At 52.0% G+C, this 17,378-nt stretch carries 19 protein-coding genes; 5 read left to right on the top strand and 14 right to left on the bottom strand.

Annotated features, from left to right (window positions below):
• The first annotated feature begins 66 nt into the window (after positions 1–66).
• Positions 67–495: an Lrp/AsnC family transcriptional regulator gene (locus PsW74_RS05375; RefSeq protein ID WP_063289199.1), complete on the top strand. Its 429-nt coding sequence runs from the start codon at positions 67–69 to the stop codon at positions 493–495.
• 102 nt (positions 496–597) lie between these two features.
• Here the strand turns inward: PsW74_RS05375 and PsW74_RS05380 are convergent, their stop codons facing one another.
• The 6 genes from PsW74_RS05380 to PsW74_RS05405 form a co-directional block, all read right to left on the bottom strand.
• A complete protein-coding gene (locus PsW74_RS05380; protein ID WP_063289200.1) occupies positions 598–1,311 on the bottom strand; it encodes a MerR family transcriptional regulator in 714 nt (237 codons plus the stop codon).
• Between the two features lie 41 nt (positions 1,312–1,352).
• Positions 1,353–1,664: an integration host factor subunit alpha gene (locus PsW74_RS05385; protein ID WP_057464306.1), complete on the bottom strand. Its 312-nt coding sequence runs from the start codon at positions 1,662–1,664 to the stop codon at positions 1,353–1,355.
• Positions 1,665–1,799: 135 nt separating this feature from the next.
• A complete protein-coding gene (locus PsW74_RS05390; protein ID WP_057464305.1) occupies positions 1,800–2,777 on the bottom strand; it encodes a beta-ketoacyl-ACP synthase III in 978 nt (325 codons plus the stop codon).
• 10 nt (positions 2,778–2,787) lie between these two features.
• Positions 2,788–3,837 carry a phosphate acyltransferase PlsX gene (gene plsX, locus PsW74_RS05395; RefSeq protein ID WP_057464304.1) on the bottom strand — a complete coding sequence of 350 codons (1,050 nt, stop codon included), beginning with the start codon at positions 3,835–3,837 and terminating at the stop codon, positions 2,788–2,790.
• A gap of 166 nt (positions 3,838–4,003) precedes the next feature.
• Positions 4,004–4,576 carry a DUF177 domain-containing protein gene (locus PsW74_RS05400; RefSeq protein WP_063289201.1) on the bottom strand — a complete coding sequence of 191 codons (573 nt, stop codon included), beginning with the start codon at positions 4,574–4,576 and terminating at the stop codon, positions 4,004–4,006.
• Entirely contained in the window at positions 4,569–5,129 is a 561-nt protein-coding gene (locus PsW74_RS05405; protein WP_208987852.1) for a ubiquinol-cytochrome C chaperone family protein, read from the bottom strand. Before PsW74_RS05405 ends, PsW74_RS05400 begins: the two co-directional genes overlap by 8 nt.
• 127 nt (positions 5,130–5,256) lie before the next feature.
• Here PsW74_RS05405 and PsW74_RS05410 point away from each other — a divergent pair, with 127 nt between their 5' ends.
• The 4 genes from PsW74_RS05410 (at position 5,257) to PsW74_RS05425 (ending at position 9,079) form a co-directional block, all read left to right on the top strand.
• On the top strand, positions 5,257–5,694 hold the full coding sequence (locus PsW74_RS05410) for an outer membrane protein assembly factor BamE (RefSeq protein ID WP_057464446.1): 438 nt from the start codon (positions 5,257–5,259) through the stop codon (positions 5,692–5,694).
• Between the two features lie 358 nt (positions 5,695–6,052).
• Positions 6,053–6,961 carry a DUF417 family protein gene (locus PsW74_RS05415; protein ID WP_063289202.1) on the top strand — a complete coding sequence of 303 codons (909 nt, stop codon included), beginning with the start codon at positions 6,053–6,055 and terminating at the stop codon, positions 6,959–6,961.
• Between the two features lie 150 nt (positions 6,962–7,111).
• On the top strand, positions 7,112–7,531 hold the full coding sequence (locus tag PsW74_RS05420) for a thioesterase family protein (protein ID WP_063289203.1): 420 nt from the start codon (positions 7,112–7,114) through the stop codon (positions 7,529–7,531).
• 267 nt (positions 7,532–7,798) lie between these two features.
• The gene (locus PsW74_RS05425) at positions 7,799–9,079 is read left to right on the top strand and encodes a carbohydrate porin (protein ID WP_208987853.1); all 1,281 of its coding nucleotides are present in this window, start codon (positions 7,799–7,801) and stop codon (positions 9,077–9,079) included.
• Positions 9,080–9,168: 89 nt separating this feature from the next.
• On the opposite strand, the gene PsW74_RS05430 is transcribed toward PsW74_RS05425, so the two are convergent.
• The 8 genes from PsW74_RS05430 to nrdR form a co-directional block, all read right to left on the bottom strand.
• The gene (locus tag PsW74_RS05430) at positions 9,169–11,298 is read right to left on the bottom strand and encodes a sodium-translocating pyrophosphatase (RefSeq protein ID WP_057464301.1); all 2,130 of its coding nucleotides are present in this window, start codon (positions 11,296–11,298) and stop codon (positions 9,169–9,171) included.
• Positions 11,299–11,478: 180 nt separating this feature from the next.
• Positions 11,479–12,696 carry an MFS transporter gene (locus tag PsW74_RS05435; protein WP_063289204.1) on the bottom strand — a complete coding sequence of 406 codons (1,218 nt, stop codon included), beginning with the start codon at positions 12,694–12,696 and terminating at the stop codon, positions 11,479–11,481.
• Positions 12,697–12,866: 170 nt separating this feature from the next.
• Positions 12,867–13,886 (bottom strand): thiamine-phosphate kinase, encoded by a 1,020-nt coding sequence (gene thiL / locus PsW74_RS05440; protein WP_063289205.1) that lies wholly within the window; start codon positions 13,884–13,886, stop codon positions 12,867–12,869.
• A 3-nt stretch (positions 13,887–13,889) separates the two neighbouring features.
• Complete coding sequence (gene nusB / locus PsW74_RS05445; protein WP_057464298.1) at positions 13,890–14,381, bottom strand: transcription antitermination factor NusB; 492 nt, start codon at positions 14,379–14,381, stop codon at positions 13,890–13,892.
• Positions 14,382–14,389: 8 nt separating this feature from the next.
• Positions 14,390–14,839: a 6,7-dimethyl-8-ribityllumazine synthase gene (ribH, locus tag PsW74_RS05450; RefSeq protein ID WP_057464297.1), complete on the bottom strand. Its 450-nt coding sequence runs from the start codon at positions 14,837–14,839 to the stop codon at positions 14,390–14,392.
• Between the two features lie 156 nt (positions 14,840–14,995).
• Positions 14,996–15,619, bottom strand: a complete 624-nt coding sequence (locus tag PsW74_RS05455; protein ID WP_063289206.1) for a riboflavin synthase — start codon at positions 15,617–15,619, stop codon at positions 14,996–14,998.
• A complete protein-coding gene (gene ribD / locus PsW74_RS05460; RefSeq protein ID WP_063289381.1) occupies positions 15,620–16,765 on the bottom strand; it encodes a bifunctional diaminohydroxyphosphoribosylaminopyrimidine deaminase/5-amino-6-(5-phosphoribosylamino)uracil reductase RibD in 1,146 nt (381 codons plus the stop codon). It lies immediately after the preceding gene.
• Between the two features lie 94 nt (positions 16,766–16,859).
• Positions 16,860–17,345: a transcriptional regulator NrdR gene (gene nrdR, locus PsW74_RS05465; RefSeq protein ID WP_057464295.1), complete on the bottom strand. Its 486-nt coding sequence runs from the start codon at positions 17,343–17,345 to the stop codon at positions 16,860–16,862.
• Positions 17,346–17,378 lie beyond the last annotated feature (33 nt).

Consider the following 17,378-nt stretch of genomic DNA (forward strand, 5'->3'; position numbering starts at 1 on the left):
CACTATGTCGCGATTAATAAGTATTTTAACGGCACTCTTCCTGATAGCCCGCGCAGAGGAATCTCAATGCTCGACACCACCGACCGCGAGATTATCGCGATCCTTTCCAAAGAAGCCCGTATCCCGATCAAAACACTAGCAGCCCGCATCAACCTATCTCGCAGTGCCACCAGTGAACGCATCACACGACTGGAGAACAACGGCACAATTCGCGGCTACAGGGCAGATATTGGTGGGCTCGATCCCACACACATCTCCGCCTTCCTGTTCATCCGCCTATCACGCACACCCATGCGCGAAATCCTCGACATATTGGCAGCATTTCCAGAGATTAAACGCGTAAGTTCGGTAAGTGGCGAGCTCGACCTTGTGGTCGAAGTCGTTGCCTCCTCAATGGAGATGCTCAACAACGTCAGAGACGCCATCGCATCCACTGACGGCGTGAAAGACCTGACAACCACAGTCATTTTGCGGGATGAGTTTCAACGCACCTGAAACAGCAAAGGGCGCCGACTGCAACAAAGCAGTGACCGACGCCCTTAAACCAACGCTCAGGTCAGCGTTCCACCAACCCAAGACCCTATCAATTTTTGCAGATTATCGCGCCTGATCCAGCATACGCTTACACTCCAACAGCTCAAAAAGCGTGGATTGCAGCCGGTCAACATTGTCCTTGGAAAGTCCAGTAGACCCAGCTGTCTCTTCCTTTTCAGAACCCATCAAGCGATCCATGAAGCCAAACGCCCCATGCCCACCTTTGCCATGCTGATCCGGCTCGTCATCCGGCAACAGACCGGACGGCAATGGCGTCTGCGGCTCAGGCTCGCTCTCGAGTGGAAGCACCGCCTGCTCTTCAACAGACCGCTCAGCAACCCAATCTTCCTGCGGCTCATACATCTCTTCTGGAGACGACATGATAGCCTGTGCGACTGCAGCTTCCGCAGCACTGCGCACTGAACCCTCAGAAACTTGGGATGGATCAGGTGCTACGCCCACAGGCATATTGGCGCTGGACGAGGTTGGGATGACAACGCCACCACCCTCTTTCCAAACGTCCATAACGACGCGCACGCCTTGCTCTCGCAAAATACGTTGCACGCCTTTAATCGTATAGCCTTCCCCATAGAGCAAATGGCGGATACCACGCAAAAGCTCAAGGTCGTCAGGTCTGTAGTAGCGCCGTCCACCGCCTCTTTTCAGAGGCCTGATCTGGGTAAATCGTGTTTCCCAGAACCGCAGAACGTGCTGCGGCAGATCCAGTTCACTCGCTACTTCACTAATTGTTCGGAACGCGTCGGCGCTCTTCTCCACGATGCAGACCCTCTAAACCTTACTATTATCGGGGCAGCAAATTAGCTGGCGCCCTCAACCAGTGCATCATTAATGCGCTGTTTAAGAACATTGCTTGGCTTGAATACCATAACCCGGCGTGGAGAGATCGGAACTTCCTCACCTGTTTTTGGGTTACGGCCAATGCGTTCACCTTTTGAGCGAACAACAAAAGAGCCAAAGCTAGACAATTTGACAGACTCGCCGCCTTCCAGGCTGGCAGAAATTTCTGCAAGTACCTGCTCAACGAGTTCGGCAGATTCAGTCCGAGATAGGCCGACTTTCTGGTAAACCGCTTCACATAAATCAGCGCGGGTTACAGTGTGACTACCCATTCCACCCTCCTCCGGTAAAGCCATGATCCGTAAGAATAAAGCTTGCTTTCAACAAGTTACGGTATGGCCAACCGGCGTCAGGGTCAACAGCTCATTTGCTAAGAAATGCAACCCTCTGGGGTTTTTTGCCGCTTTTTACCACTTAAGGAGTACGGAACCCCAGGTAAAGCCGCCGCCCATTGCTTCCAGCATGATCAGATCTCCCTTTTTCACCTTGCCAGCTTTAACAATGCTGTCCAGCGCCAAAGGAATCGATGCAGCTGAAGTGTTGCCGTGCTCGGAAACTGTTTTCACTACCTTTTCAGGAGCGATGCCAAGTTTCTTAGCAGAAGCATCAATGATGCGTTGGTTCGCCTGGTGCGGCACAAACCAATCCAGATCTTCCGCAGTTGTGCCAGTGGCATCAAAGGCAGCTTCAATCACATCAGTGACCATGCCAACCGCGTGTTTGAACACTTCACGGCCCTGCATGCGCAGATGACCAGCTGTCTGCGTGGTGGAAGGACCACCGTCCACAAAGAGCTTTTCTTTGTGACGTCCATCAGAACGCAAATGACAGGTCAACACACCGCTGGTCTCAGCAGAAGCCTCGCCTTCCTGCGCTTCCATGACAACAGCGCCAGCGCCATCACCAAACAGAACACAGGTCGTACGGTCTTCCCAATCCAGAATGCGGGAGAATGTTTCAGCGCCAATTACAAGCGCACGCTTAGCCAGACCACCGCGCAGGTATGCGTCGGCAGTGGTAACTGCATAAACAAAACCAGAGCAAACAGCCTGAACGTCGAACGCAAAACCGTGGTTGATACCAAGTTCTGCCTGCACAGCAACAGCCGTTGCCGGGAACGTATTGTCAGGTGTTGAGGTTGCCAGAATGATCAGATCAATGTCCTGCGCATCAACACCGGCATTTTCCAGCGCAGCCTTGGCAGCATTCACTGCAAGGTGAGACGTAAACTCACCTTCTGCCGCTATATGACGGTTCTTGATCCCGGTACGCTGAACGATCCACTCATCAGAAGTGTCAACAATCTCGGTAAGCTGCTGGTTAGTAAGTGCTTTTTCAGGCAGATAGCTGCCACAGCCCAAAAATACAGAGCGAAGTGCCTTCACTTTAAACCCTTCAGTTTTCTTCAGCCTCTGAGAAACGACCACGATGGTAGTTTGCCAGATCCTCGGAGATCTTTTTAATCAATTCATTCTTGGCCATATCATAGGCAAGTTCAATGGCAGCACCAAAGCCTTCAGCGTCTGTTCCGCCATGGCTTTTGATAACAATCCCATTAAGCCCAAGAAAGACCCCGCCATTGACTTTACGCGGATCCATTTTCGCCCGAAGCCGCTCGAAAGCACCTCGTGCAAAAAAGTAACCGATTTTCGCCATAAGCGTACGTTTCATAGCAGCCCGTAGGTAGCCAGCAAACTGTTTTGCGGTTCCCTCGGCTGTTTTGAGTGCAATATTGCCGGCAAACCCTTCGGTCACAACAACATCAACGGTGCCTTTACCAATGTCATCACCCTCGACAAAGCCGGAGTAAACAAGGTTTGGAGGAGACAGTTCGCGCAGCATTTTGCCTGCTGTACGCACTTCCTCAACACCCTTCACCTCTTCAACACCAATATTAAGGAGACCAACAGTCGGCTGTTTCACACCATGAACAGAACGACACATAGCGCCGCCCAAAATAGCAAAGTCGATCAGCTGCTGTGCATCCGCGCCGATCGTAGCACCCACATCAAGCACAATGGATTCACCGCGAAGTGTCGGCCACATTGCCGCAATCGCAGGACGCTCAATACCAGACATGGTGCGCAGGCAAAACTTGGACATCGCCATCAGCGCGCCCGTATTACCAGCGGAAACAGCAACATCTGCTTCAGAATTTTTAACCGCAGCGATCGCATTCCACATGGAAGATTTACCGCGGCCCTTGCGCAAAGCCTGACTCGGTTTTTCGTCCATGCCAATCGACACATCGGTATGATGAACAACGGATGCCTGCTTCAGACGAGGGTATTCCTCGAGCATTGGCTCGATGACTTTACTGTCACCGAAAAGTAGGAATTCGATATTCGGGCAGCGTTGCAGCACCTGATCAGCACCAGGCAGCACCACCTCAACACCGTAATCCCCCCCCATAGCATCAAGAGAAATACGTATTTTTTCAGACATTTCCAATTTCTTGCCTTGTCCCAACAAAGTCTGCCCTTGTATCGGCAGACCTCGGAATAGTTAAGAGCATTTTCCCTAAGTTCAGTGGAAATGCGCGTCGCGAAGATACTCGATTATAAACGTCTCGCAACACCCACCTCTAAAAAACCTTTGCAGCAATCTAAGATTATTTTTTGCCTTTAAGGGCTTCTAGTGCAGCAAAAGGAGAAGGCTTCTGCTCTTCATCCTGTTTCAGTTCTTCCTCTGGGTCCGGAGCATATTTGTCATCCATTTCAACCCCTTTAGCCCGAGGAAATGGATCCAGTCCCAACGCAAAGTGCTCACAAACAACAGCTCCGAAATCCACCTGAGAGCCTTCGAAATAATCCGGCGGATCGCTCTCATCAATATCCAGATCTACTTCCAAGGTATCATCATCACTTCGACGACGCCCCCGAGAATCTTGATCCGGCAAAAATGTACGGTCGAATTCTTCGTCCACCAGGCACTCAACTCGGTCAAGCGTGACAACGCATTGTTGAATAGCTTTGGCGCGAATGTGACCGCGCACCGCCAGTCCATCACGGCGCCACGGACGCACTTCAAGGTCGGCTTCGAACTCAGGCAGCTCTATCAAATCATAGGCCTTGGCGATCTGCGTCCGCTCATTCTCATTGAGGACAAGCTTTAGCTGTTTGGTTTTCTTACCAAGACGCACCGCATCGAATAAATAGGCCCACGGGTATTCAGTTTCAGCCATCGCTGGCGCTTTCCCTTATAAGTTCGATCTTTGGAGCCACAAATTTGACGTCGCCCGCAAGAATTTCATGGGTTGGAAGAGCAGCAAGGCCTTCCACCGCTTCATGCATGTAATGAACCAGCGCTCTTATCGCAACAGCTTCACCGCTCTCGCCATAAATGTTTCTTACAAAGGCCTCAAATAGAGCGGAATTGTCCTTGTTTTCCAGAGCCTGCATATAGCTGGCTGTGCGTCCGTAAAACGATTCGACCATAATTCGAACCCGTTTACGCACACCTTCGTCGCCAATACCGATCTCTCGCATGCTCTGGTCCATATCCTGAAAAAAATAATCGAATACAGCCTGTGCAAATTTCCGGGACGCCTTATCTTCGCCTCCTAACCGGTGAAAGACACAAAAAGCGTGCAAAACAATCATCTCGAAGCGACCTTCGCTCGTATCAGGTATACCATAGTGCTGATAAAACACTGGTAGTCGTGCCTGCGCGACGATCCGCTCGTAAGTTGTTCTGACGGATGTGTCTTTACGTCGACGGAAAAAACCGAAGATCATGGCACCTCTCTTGCGCTTGTCGAGTTACTTGTGTGACTGCCACGAGGATGGCATAAGCACAAGTCTGAATCTAAACCGCTTGCTTGCTGCATTTTGCTGCAATTTGCAAGCCAACAGGATGTTTGGAATGATTGCATTCGCACGCCGTACTGTGTTCCTCGCTTTTTTGAGCCTGCCACTTGCCGGCTGCTTCACCCAGACACTGACACATGGCCAGGTTGTTTCACCTGATTCAATTCAAGATGTTCAAGTCGGTTCCAGCCGTGAGCAGGTAGAACTTCTCCTTGGTAGCCCGTCCACCACATCTAATCTGGACGGTGAAGCTTACTATTATATCTCGCAAAAGAGCGAAACAGTGGCATTCTGGTCTCCGTCAATCGTCGACCAACGTGTTGTCGCTGTTTACTTTGATAAAGATGGTTATGTGAAGTCCGTTGCTGATTACGGCATTGAAGACGGAAAAGTCTTTGATTACCTCGGCAGAAAAACACGCACCGGCGGTGCTGATTATGGTCTCCTGACGCAGATCCTGCGTGGAGCTGCAAATCCATCAATCGGTCTCTAAGACCCGCCCATCACGAGTTTAAAAAACGGCGCCTGTTTTTCAGGCGCCGTTTTTTTTGCGCTTAAAGCCAACAGGCCAGGCTGCTCTATCCCATTCATATCGCGAATGCTGCCAAATCCTAAGCTTCACACTTAAAATCACGCTGGTGTTATTGGAGGTTTGCTACATGTGATCCTGTATTGAGGAGTTATACGCATTCTGGCCGTCTTCTTCCGTGGTTTCTTCAAGGCATTAGAGCGCGTTCCTTTTGATTGAAAACAATCAAACGACAAGAATTCGCTCCACCAAGGATGTTAGATCGCGATGCGTGAATGCGAATTAATGCGACGTGCTCTAACGACAAACGCGAAGTAAAATCATGACGCACTCCTCTACTGCCCTCAAAAAAATTACAGATCTGCGCCCCTCAGATCACGCTCTTTTTATCTATCTCACACTCGTCACAGCAACCTACCTGATCTGGGTTGGCCTGCTGAAGCTGACAGGTCCGGAACATCAGCAAATCGAGTTCTGGCTCGGCAACAGCCCCATATTCAGTGGAGTGGTTCAAGCACTCGGCGTGCCTCTCACCGGCGTTCTGATGGCTCTTTTTGAAGTCCCGGCAGGCATTCTGGTTCTGCTTGGCCTGAAAGATCGCCGCCTTGGAATTCTTGGCTGCCTGATGGCCATGCTGATCTTCGCCCTGAACTTCCTTTACCTGTTCACAAACCCTGTGTGGATGGATGCTCTCGGAGGTTTCCCGATTATCGGCTCCGGTCAGAACCTCCTGAAGTACCTCTCCATGTTTGCAATCCCGGCGTACATCCTCGGGCATCACATGCACACAGCTGGCAAGGAGCAGACCGCAGGCTCTCTCAAAAAGCTGGCCGTGTTCGCAAGCTTCGCTGGTATCGCACTGGTCATGGGCTGGATCGGCGCCATGAAGTTTTATGAGTTTGAGGCACAAGGCATTGTCCGCCTGATGCAGTCCAACATCCTCTTCAGCTGGACCTATCAGATCTGGGATGTTCAGGGCGCTTCCAACTTCATCGGTATCGTTGAGTGGGTCTTCCTACTGTTGCTGCTCTGCCTGCCATTCAACCGCTTCCTTGGCGGTCTGGGTGTCCTCGGCATCGCTGCTACAGCACTCGGCACCCTCACCTTCATGTTCTCCGTACCGGGCTGGGATGCGGATTCATTCTTCCCCCTCCTCAACCGTACAGGCATCTTCGTGCTGAAAGACCAGTTCCTGCTCGCCGCCGCCATCATCCTTTGGCGCAATTACTGAGCAGTACATAGACAGCAATGATAGGAAAGCCGGTGTTCCATAAGGAGCACCGGCTTTTTCACGTTCACCTGAAGGTATCCGACAGTCGTAATGACCTGCAGCACTCTTCCCAATAGGCTGGTCAGGATTGCGATTGTATTGGAAACAAAGATGTTTGAGACATATCGCGGGATTGTTTACCCGCAGCAGGAAGATCACATGGGCCATATGAATGTGGCCTGGTACACCTCCAAATTTGATGAAGCAACATGGCACATGCTCGCCCACATTGGCATCACCCCAGCCTATATCCGCGAGAGCAACAAGGGCATGGCTGCACTGGAGATCACATATAAGTATCTGGCGGAGGTCTCCGCAGGCGACCTACTTGTCGTACGCTCTGAAATTAAAGAAATGCGCGACAAGACCATCCTCTTCAAACACACCATGTTTGACTCAATCACCAACACACCTGTTGCAACCATGCAGGCCGTCGGTGTCCATATGGATCGCGAAGCCAGAAAGTCCTGCCCTTTCCCCGCGCATGCAAGAGAACGCTATGAGGCCCTGCTGCCAGAGCCAGCAGCCTGATCAGGCACCTCAAAATTACTTAGCAGGTTTCAGATAGGAGCCGCCGCAAGAACAACAGACTATAGTAATCTTGTAAGTGAATCTGAGTAGGACATGCAGCACTGCTGCATACCAGATTGATGCGGGCAAATTCTTGATTGAGTGCGGGCGTTTTTCGCAAAAGGATGGGTTCCATCAAAGTGTTGGAGCATGCGGCGTAAACAAGAGTGCGCGCTGCATAATCCTGAGTTTCTCTGTTTGCCTGAGTCAGTCTAGGGGAACCAGCTTTTGCGAGCGCTTAAGGTACCTGCGATAAAAAAACGCATATCGCCAGTTCTACAGTTTCTAGCGGTTGTCGGCATAGCGCTGACAGCCAGCACAGAACTTCGCGCGCAAGTGGGCAACTGGCCATTAGCCTGGGCGCAATGGCACAACGAAACACGCGACTGGGGCGGTATCCGCACCAACCTTTCTGACGAGGGTCTTGATCTAGGTGTGCTCTACACCCAGGACGTTGCCGCAAACCCCGTTGGCGGCCTGAACCAGAGCGCAACTTATGGCGCGCGGCTGGAAGGCATGGCCATGCTGGACTTTGAGAAGATCTTCGGCATCAAAGGCAGCAGCCTGCACTACATCATGTATCAAGGTCTGGGACAGGGCCTGTCACAGGAGGTCATTGGCAACGACTTTGGCGTCACCCAAATTTTCTCAAGCGACATCCTCGCCATCGCCAACTTCAGTCTGGAGCAAAACCTGCTCAACGATCAGCTGTACCTCTCCGCCGGTCGCCTCGCTGTGGGCGACATCTTCGCAAGAGACGATACCTTCGCGTACTACCTCAACGGAGCCCTCAACAGCACCCCTGGTCAGCTGCTCATCAACCAGCCCACTTTCACCACCTACCCCTTCAACATATGGGGTCTGGCAGGCAACTATACCTTCCCCGGTAATCAATACGTCAGCCTCGGCGTCTATGACGCGTCCGTGGATGACCTGAACAACGCCGAAAACGGCTTCAACTTCCGCTTTGCGCCCAAAGGCAGCGTGCTGATGGTCGGGCAAGTTGGCGTTAATCCGGGGAAAGATGACACAAGCAAGTATCTCCGCGGCCACTATCAGCTGGGCGCCTTCTACAACACTGGCAGAGTGGATGTTCTGGGCACCACCACCACGCAGACCCGTGAAGGCAACTGGGGCGCCTATGCCATCGCACGGCAAATGATCTATCAGGAAAAGGACCTGCAAGGTCTGAGCCTCTGGGGCCTTGTTACAATCGCGCCCCAACAAGCCATCAACACCCAACCTCTCGGCATCAGCGGCGGCTTGTTCTACCAAGGCCTGATCCCCAACAGAGACAATGATGTTACTGCCGGAGCCTTCATTCTCGGTTATTTCAGTGATCACCTGCCCGGCCAGTCCTATGAGCTCGTATTCGAAGCCACCCATCGCTACCAGTTCGCCGATTGGTCCTATCTCTCACTGGATTTTCAATACGTGGTCAATCCTGCCGGAAACGACGACATCCCGGACGCCTGGGTCTTTGGCACCGAGTTCTCAGTGAAATTCTGACCTCCGCTAAAGCTCCCAACACCAGAACGGCAAAAAGCCCGGCCATCTCCCAGACCGGGCTTTTTAGTTTCAAATCAGATCAGAGCAAACTAGTGCGCCAGCACTGCCAGAAGCAGAAGAGCCACAATGTTTGTGATCTTGATCATTGGGTTCACAGCTGGACCAGCAGTATCCTTGTAAGGATCACCAACAGTATCACCCGTCACAGCCGCTTTATGAGCTTCAGAGCCCTTACCGCCGTAATGACCGTCTTCAATGTACTTCTTGGCGTTGTCCCACGCACCGCCACCAGCGGTCATGGAAAGCGCAACAAACAGCCCTGTCACAATCACACCAAGCAGCATAGCGCCCAGGGATGCGAAGGCATTTGCTTTGCCAGCGATTGCTTCAATCAGGAAGTAAATGACGATTGGAGATAGCACAGGCAGCATGCTCGGAATGATCATTTCCTTAATTGCAGCCTTGGTCAGCATATCAACAGCACGGCCATAATCAGGGCGAACTTCACCCTTCATGATGCCTGGCTGTTCTTTAAACTGACGCCGAACTTCTTCAACCACAGCACCCGCTGCGCGGCCAACCGCTGTCATGGCCATACCGCCAAACAGGAATGGGAGCAGACCACCAAAGAACAGGCCAACAACCACATATGGGTTAGACAGTGAGAAATCGATAGACGCCTCAGTCATCCCCTTGAAGTAAGGAAACTGCTCAGAGTTTGCCACGAAGAACTTCAGATCCTCCGTGTAAGCCGTAAACAGCACCAGAGCACCAAGACCGGCAGACCCAATCGCGTAGCCCTTGGTCACAGCCTTTGTGGTGTTACCCACTGCATCCAGCGCATCAGTCGTGTCGCGCACTTCCGCAGGCAGGTCTGCCATTTCAGCAATACCACCAGCGTTGTCCGTGACTGGACCAAACGCGTCCAGCGCCACAACCATACCAGCCAGCGCCAGCATCGTTGTCACTGCAATGGCAATACCGAACAGACCAGCCAGCTGGAAAGTCACGATAATACCGGCAATGATAACCAGAGCAGGAAGCGCAGTGGATTCCATGGAGACCGCAAGACCCTGAATAACGTTGGTACCGTGACCCGTTTCAGAGGCACGGGCAATCGCCTGCACAGGACGGAAGTTGGTACCGGTGTAATATTCAGTGATCCAGATGATCAGACCTGTCACCACAAGACCGGAAACACCGCAGAAGAACAGATCCAGCGGCGTAAAGCTAACGCCATTGCTCTGCGTCAACACTGTATCCATCCCGCCGAAGACCCAGTAGGTCAGCGGATACAGGATGATCAGCGAAACAATTGCAGTGGCGATGAAGCCCTTATAGAGCGCACCCATAATGGAGTTGGACGCACCAAGGCGCACGAAGAACGTACCGATGATGGATGCCACAGAACAAACACCACAGATCAGCATCGGATACAGCATTGCAGACTGCAAATCAGCCGTACCTGCAAAGTAGATCGCTGCAAGAACCATCGTCGCAACAAGCGTCACGGCATAGGTCTCAAACAAGTCAGCGGCCATACCTGCACAATCACCAACGTTGTCGCCAACGTTATCTGCGATTGTTGCCGGGTTACGTGGATCATCCTCAGGAATGCCAGCCTCAACCTTACCAACAAGGTCACCACCAACATCAGCACCTTTTGTAAAGATGCCGCCGCCAAGACGGGCGAAGATGGAAATCAGAGACGCACCAAACCCAAGAGCCACAAGCGCATCAATCACGGTACGTGATGTTGGATCAATACCCATAGGTCCGGTGAGGATCAGGTAGTAAACGGCAACGCCCAGAAGAGCGAGACCAGCAACGAACATCCCGGTAATGGCGCCGGAACGGAATGCAATTGAGAGCCCTGCCCCAAGGCTCTGGCTTGCAGCTTGTGCAGTGCGAACGTTTGCCCGTACGGAGACGAGCATTCCAATAAATCCTGCGGCACCGGAAAGAACGGCACCGATAACAAATCCAATAGCTACGGTGATAGACAGCAAGTAAGCGACGATGGCGAAGATAACCACGCCAACAATTGCAACACTGGTGTACTGACGAGTGAGGTATGCTTGCGCACCCTCTTGAATGGCACCAGCGATTTCCTGCATTTTCGCAGACCCGGTGTCAGCAGCCATCACGCTGCGAATTGCCCAGATGCCGTAAACGACAGAGAGCAAACCGCACGCAATGGTAACGATAAGTTCAGTCATATTTCCTCCCCTAAGGGTACCCTGCTACTTATGTGTGTGTTCGTAGCAAAATCCGCACTGCAATTGTGTAAATTAACGAACACAGTGACGGTATATACCTGTCACTATCCGTCAAGTTGCTTTTGCGTGGTAGTGGAAGGAAACACGTATGTTGAAAGGAGAGAAACTACTTGGAATTATTCAAACTTTAACTTCCCGTTTTTCAGTAAACATCAGTGAGACAACAAGAAATAGACATAAGATAACGAACGGGAACACCATTAGGTTGACAGTTTCCCAACCAAACACGTTTAACAATTTCCCTGAGGAAAACGAGGCAGTTGCGACTAAACCAAAGACGAAGAAGTCGTTTACGGACTGGACTCTGTTTTGTTCTTCTGGTCGGTAAGTTTGTGTCAGCAATGCAGACGCTCCGACGAAAGAAAAGTTCCAGCCAAGACCAAGTAAAATCAGGGAACTCCAGAAAATCCAACGCTCTAGTCCCGTAAGGCCAACCAGCGCGCACACCGCATAAAGCAAGAATCCGGTGCCAATTACAGCTCCATGACCGAATCGGTTGATCAAACTACCCGTAATAAAACTAGGTGCAAACATGGCAATCACGTGCCACTGGATGCCAAGAGCTGCATCTGAGTTCGTCAACCCGCAAGCAACCATGGCGAGCGGAGCAGACGTCATGATCAGGTTCATGATCGCGTAACTGATCATTCCACAACCAACAGCTACAAAGAACTTTTGTTGCTTCAAAATCTCTAAAAGCGGACGTCCACGTTCATGCTTTTCCATCTTCGGCGGCAAAGGTATTTCCAAAAACGCCACAAAAAACAAACCGATAAGCATCAAGACCGCTTGCGCAAGGTAGGTTCCGACAAAAAGGAAGGGCTCAAACATGCCCTGTGTCAGAATTACGGTCTGCGGACCAACCACACCCGCAAGAATACCACCAGTCAAAACCCAGGAAATGGCCTTAGGTTTGAAAGCAGGGCTGGCCGTATCAGCAGCAGCAAAACGCGCCTGCTGGGTAAAGGCCATCACAAAACCGCTGCCGAGTGTGGAAACGCAAAGCAGCGCAAAACTGCCAAGGTAGGCAGCGTAGGCGGCAACCAAGGCAAACAGCACACCAAACAACAGCGCACCAACAAGCCCGGCACGACGTCCAAAACTGCGCATGATCATGCCAGCAGGCAACGTTCCGATGGCTGTTCCAAGCACGAAAGCAGTAACGGGCAAAGTTGCCAGAGACTTGTCATCAACCAGCAATACAGAGGCGAGAATAGATGTGGTTGCAAAAATGATAGGGGGAACACCACCAGCAAACGACTGGGCAAGCGCCAAAAGCAGCGCATTGCGCTTTGCCAATCCGTCATCAATCAACGGAGCCGCCAGAGTATTTGCCATAATGTAAATCTTTCAAAGAAGTCAGGAAGGAACCGACAGCCTAATCAATTCCACGTAATGAGCAACCACAGAGCTCACCTGATCACCTGCAACTTTGAGAGATATACGCACAACTCGATGAGAATACGTCATGCAAGGCGGTTTTTGTCGATTATCTGCCTGCAATGGTGTCAGAAATGCTTGAACCCGTCAGCACCCAGAAGACAATAAGCCTCACCATTCAAACTGAGGGAAATCTCAGGTCCTGCAGCCTCTGGCTTGTGCAGTGCTCCGATCCGGGAACAGGACAAACCAGCCGTTTGAAGAGCCTTCTCAAAAGCCACTGCATTCTCAGGCATCACGGCAGCAAGGATCTCGTAGTCATCCCCGCCCGTAATCGCTGTCTCACGGAACGCAGCATCCTTCGCAATCATTGCAGAAGCAGCGTCAGACAGCGGTACATTCTCCAGCTTCACTGAGGCCTGCACCTGCGATGTCCGGCACATATGTCCCAGATCAGCAACCAACCCGTCAGACACATCCATCGCCGCAACAGCATAATCACGAAGCGCTTGAGCAGCACCAACACGTGGCTGCGGCAGCAAATAACGGTTTAGGAGGAGATCACGTTGCTCAGCAGAAAGCTCAAGCTTATCTGCGAGTGCTTCATCCAACCGCAGCTGCAAGCCAAGTGCGGCATCACCAATGGTGCCAGTCACATAAAGCAGTGCACCAGCAACAGCCTCATTGCGCCGAACCACCTGCCCCGTTGGAACCTGACCAAACGCGGTGATGGAAAGCAGCGGGCCTTGCGGGCAGGAAATCGTGTCACCGCCAAGAAGGTCAATCTGGAACTGATCCTGAACCAGCTTCAAACCGCGGCAAAACTCGGCAACCCACTCTTCGCTGATGTCTTTGGAAAGACCGAGACCCAGCAGATACCCCTTAGGTTCTGCGCCTTTGGCAGCCAGATCCGAAAGGTTCACACCAAGCGCTTTTTGCGCGACTTCAAAGGGAGGGTCGTTTTCAAAAAAATGAACCCCTGCCATCAGCATGTCTTTGGTTACAACCAAATCACATCCGGTGTCAGGGGTAAATACAGCAGCATCATCTTGCAGATGCACAGCACCCGCGCTGGTGGCGAGCGGCGCAAAATAGCGCTCAATAAGCGAGAACTCTCCCGGTCTGGAACTGGCAGCTCTCTCGCTCATTTTTTAGTCTTCGAATTCGGACTGACGCAGTTCGCGAGCCAAACGGTTCATAATACCGTTGACCAGACGTGCCTCATCTCCATCATAGAAGGACTTCGTCACATCAATGTATTCATTGATGATAACGCGGGCCGGAACGTCTTTTTTACGCAAAAACTCAGCACAGCCAACACGAAGGATCGCACGCAAAGTGGTGTCGATACGCTTCAGTGGCCAATCTTCAGAAAGCGCTGTGTGAATGCGAGGATCAATACGCAGCTGATCCTCAAACACCGCCTGCACCAGATCACGGAACCATGCCGGATCCGCATCACGGTACTGGTCGCCATCCACTTCCTGACCAAGCCGGTAAGCTTCATACTCATTCAGCACATCATTCAAACGCGCACCAGTGATTTCCATCTGATACACAGCCTGAACAGCAGCCAATCGAGCAACCCCGCGCTTATTCGCGGGTTTCACTTCGGCGTTTTTCTTGTTGTTTTCCGTTGTCATCCTAAACCTTACACACCGAACCGGTCGCGCACGTCAATCATAGCAAGACAAGCTTCAGCAGCACCGCCGCCCTTGTTCTTTTTAGAAACGCTTGCGCGCGCCCATGCCTGATCATCATTCTCAACTGTCTGGATGCCGTTACCAACTGCAACGTTTGCATCCACAGAAAGATCCATGATCGCACGAGCCGACTCGTTAGAAACGATGTCGTAATGGGTTGTTTCACCGCGAATTACAACACCGAGCAATACAAAACCGTCATAATCTGCGTCGCCATTTTCCATTGCGGTTAACGCCATGGAAAGCGCAGCAGGAATTTCGAGCACACCTGGCACAGCCAGTCGAGAGATTTTCGCTCCTTCACGGTCCAGCACATCTGAAGCACCTTCATAAAGGGCATCAGCCAGATCTTCGTAAAACCGTGCTTCAATAACAAGAATGTGCGGAACGGCGCTCATTTAATTTCTCCTAATGCCAACCTCATCTTTTCACTGAGAAATCAGCAAAGATGGGTTAAGGCCACGGGTACGGACAGTACCCACGTATGTGCGCTCAGGAACCACGCCCCAAGCGAAATGTCCAGTTATTTCCTGCGGAAGATTTTGGCTATAAGGCTATTTTGCAATTTCTGCAAGGCTTGGAAACTCAGCAAGACGCGCAACGTACCGTGCCATCATGTCAACTTCCAAGTTTACCTCATCCCCCTGCGCTCTGTCGGACCATGTGGTCACTTCCAGAGTGTGTGGAATAAGGAAGACAGAAAACGTATTTCCTTCAGCCTCGTTCACCGTCAAAGAGGTGCCATCCAGCCCCACGGATCCCTTCTTTGGGATGAACCGCGCGAACTCTGGCGCACACTCAAATTTCAGATAAACGCTCTCAGGGTGTTCGGTTCGCTCAACAATGGTCGCCTTGCCATCCACATGCCCCAGAACCAGGTGACCACCCAGCTCAGCGCCCATGGAAAGGGAACGCTCCAGATTGACCCGCTTGCCCACGCTCCACTCAGCAACAGTTGTCAGCGCCAGCGTTTCGGCAGCCGATTCAACCGTAAACCAGTTCTGCTCGCCATCACGACCTTTCGCGACAACAGTGTGGCAAACGCCGGAACATGCAATGGATGCACCAATATCGATCCCGTCAGGATCGTAAACAGTACCAATTTTCGTCCGCTGACCTGCAGCAATCTGCTCCAGTTCAAGGATTGTTCCAACGTCACTAACGATGCCCGTAAACACCTAGAACCTCTCTTTTGGCGTATACCGCCACAACAGATCTTCGCCCACAGGACGCAGCATCTGCTTGTTATAACCGTCTCGCAAACTCTCCAGCCCTTCAAATCCGAAAGGCTGAATACCATCGGACCCAATCAGATTGGCTCCCTGGAAAATCAATAGCTCATCCACCAGATCTTGCTGAAGCAGACCGTGCGCAAGCTCCGCACCGCCCTCAACCATAATCTGGGAGAGACCATGCATGTAAAGCGCATCCAGTGCCTTATCAAGACATACCTTGCCATTTCTGAGGCAGTCATTGACGATAACTGTCACGCCTTCCCGCTCAAGCGCACTGACGCGATGATCTGGCGCATGTTCACCAATCACCACCCACAGGGAATTGATCTCTGCGTTTTGCACCAGCTTGGAGGAAAGCGGAATCCGGGCCTGACTATCAAACACCACCGGCTGCGGTGAGCGATGCGCCATGCCCGGCAGGCGCACAGAGAGCTCGGGATCGTCTTCTAAAACCGTACCGATGCCAACAACAATGGCATCCATCTGCGCCCGCATCGCATGCACCAGCTGCCGCGACAACGGACTGGAGATCGCCACCTGTCCGGCACCGCGCTTGCCGATATAACCATCTTTCGACACAGCCATCTTCAGCTGAACAAAAGGACGCTCATTAAGGATACGGGAGATATGGCCACGAACAGCCTGTCGGCAGTCCTTCTCTAAAATACCGATTAGGACGTCAACACCGCCCTCTTCAAGGATCTTTTTGCCGCGACCGGCAACAGCAGGGTTGGGATCAGCGGTGCCATAAACAACGCGCGCCACGCCAGCCGCCACAAGCGCCCGCGCACACGGGCCAGTCCGGCCATAGTGAGCACAAGGTTCAAGGGTCACGTAAGCTGTTGCGCCTTGCGCATGTTCACCGGCATCTTTGATGGCCAGCACTTCAGCGTGGGAGCCACCAGGAGGCAGAGTTGCACCCTGCCCCACAATCACAGGCCCATCACCAAAATCTTTTGTCAGGATTGCTCCAACAGGAGGATTGGGCCACGTCCGACCCTTTGCACGAATGCCATAGCTGATCGCCGCCGCCATAAAGCGCTCGTGCTCAACTCGTTCCTTTGCATCTAATGCTTTGTAACCAGACAAAGCCATCCCCCTGCCAGCACTACAGCGTATTTCCTAAAAGAAAAGCCCGATCCTCGGAGAAATTACGCAACACAACACTGCAAAAAGCCAGAGATTACGTCCGTGGCGGCATCATCAGCGGATCAACATCCGCATCGGAAAGCTCATCCAGCAGAGCCTCGAAGTCTTTGGCCTCGCGGAAATTCTTATAAACAGAAGCGAACCGCACATAAGCCACATCGTCAAGGGTTTTCAGCCCTTCCATGACCAAATGACCAATATCTTCCGCCACAACGTCACTTTCACCGGAGCTTTCCAACTGCCGGACAAGCCCGCTCACCATACGCTCTATACGCTCAGGCTCAACAGGACGTTTGCGGGTTGCGATCAGAACAGAGCGCATCAGCTTTTCGCGATCAAAAGGTACTCGGCGCCCGTTACGCTTGATAACGGTCAGCTCGCGCAGCTGAACACGCTCAAAGGTGGTAAAACGACCACCACAAGTCTGGCAGACCCTGCGCCGACGGATAGCTGTATTATCCTCGGTCGGGCGCGAATCCTTCACCTGGGTGTCATCACCCCCGCAATATGGACAACGCATCTCGCCTGCCTCCTTACTTAAACACTAAAGAAC

Origin of the sequence: Pseudovibrio sp. W74 (assembly GCF_001623085.1) — a bacterium.
Lineage (GTDB): Bacteria > Pseudomonadota > Alphaproteobacteria > Rhizobiales > Stappiaceae > Pseudovibrio.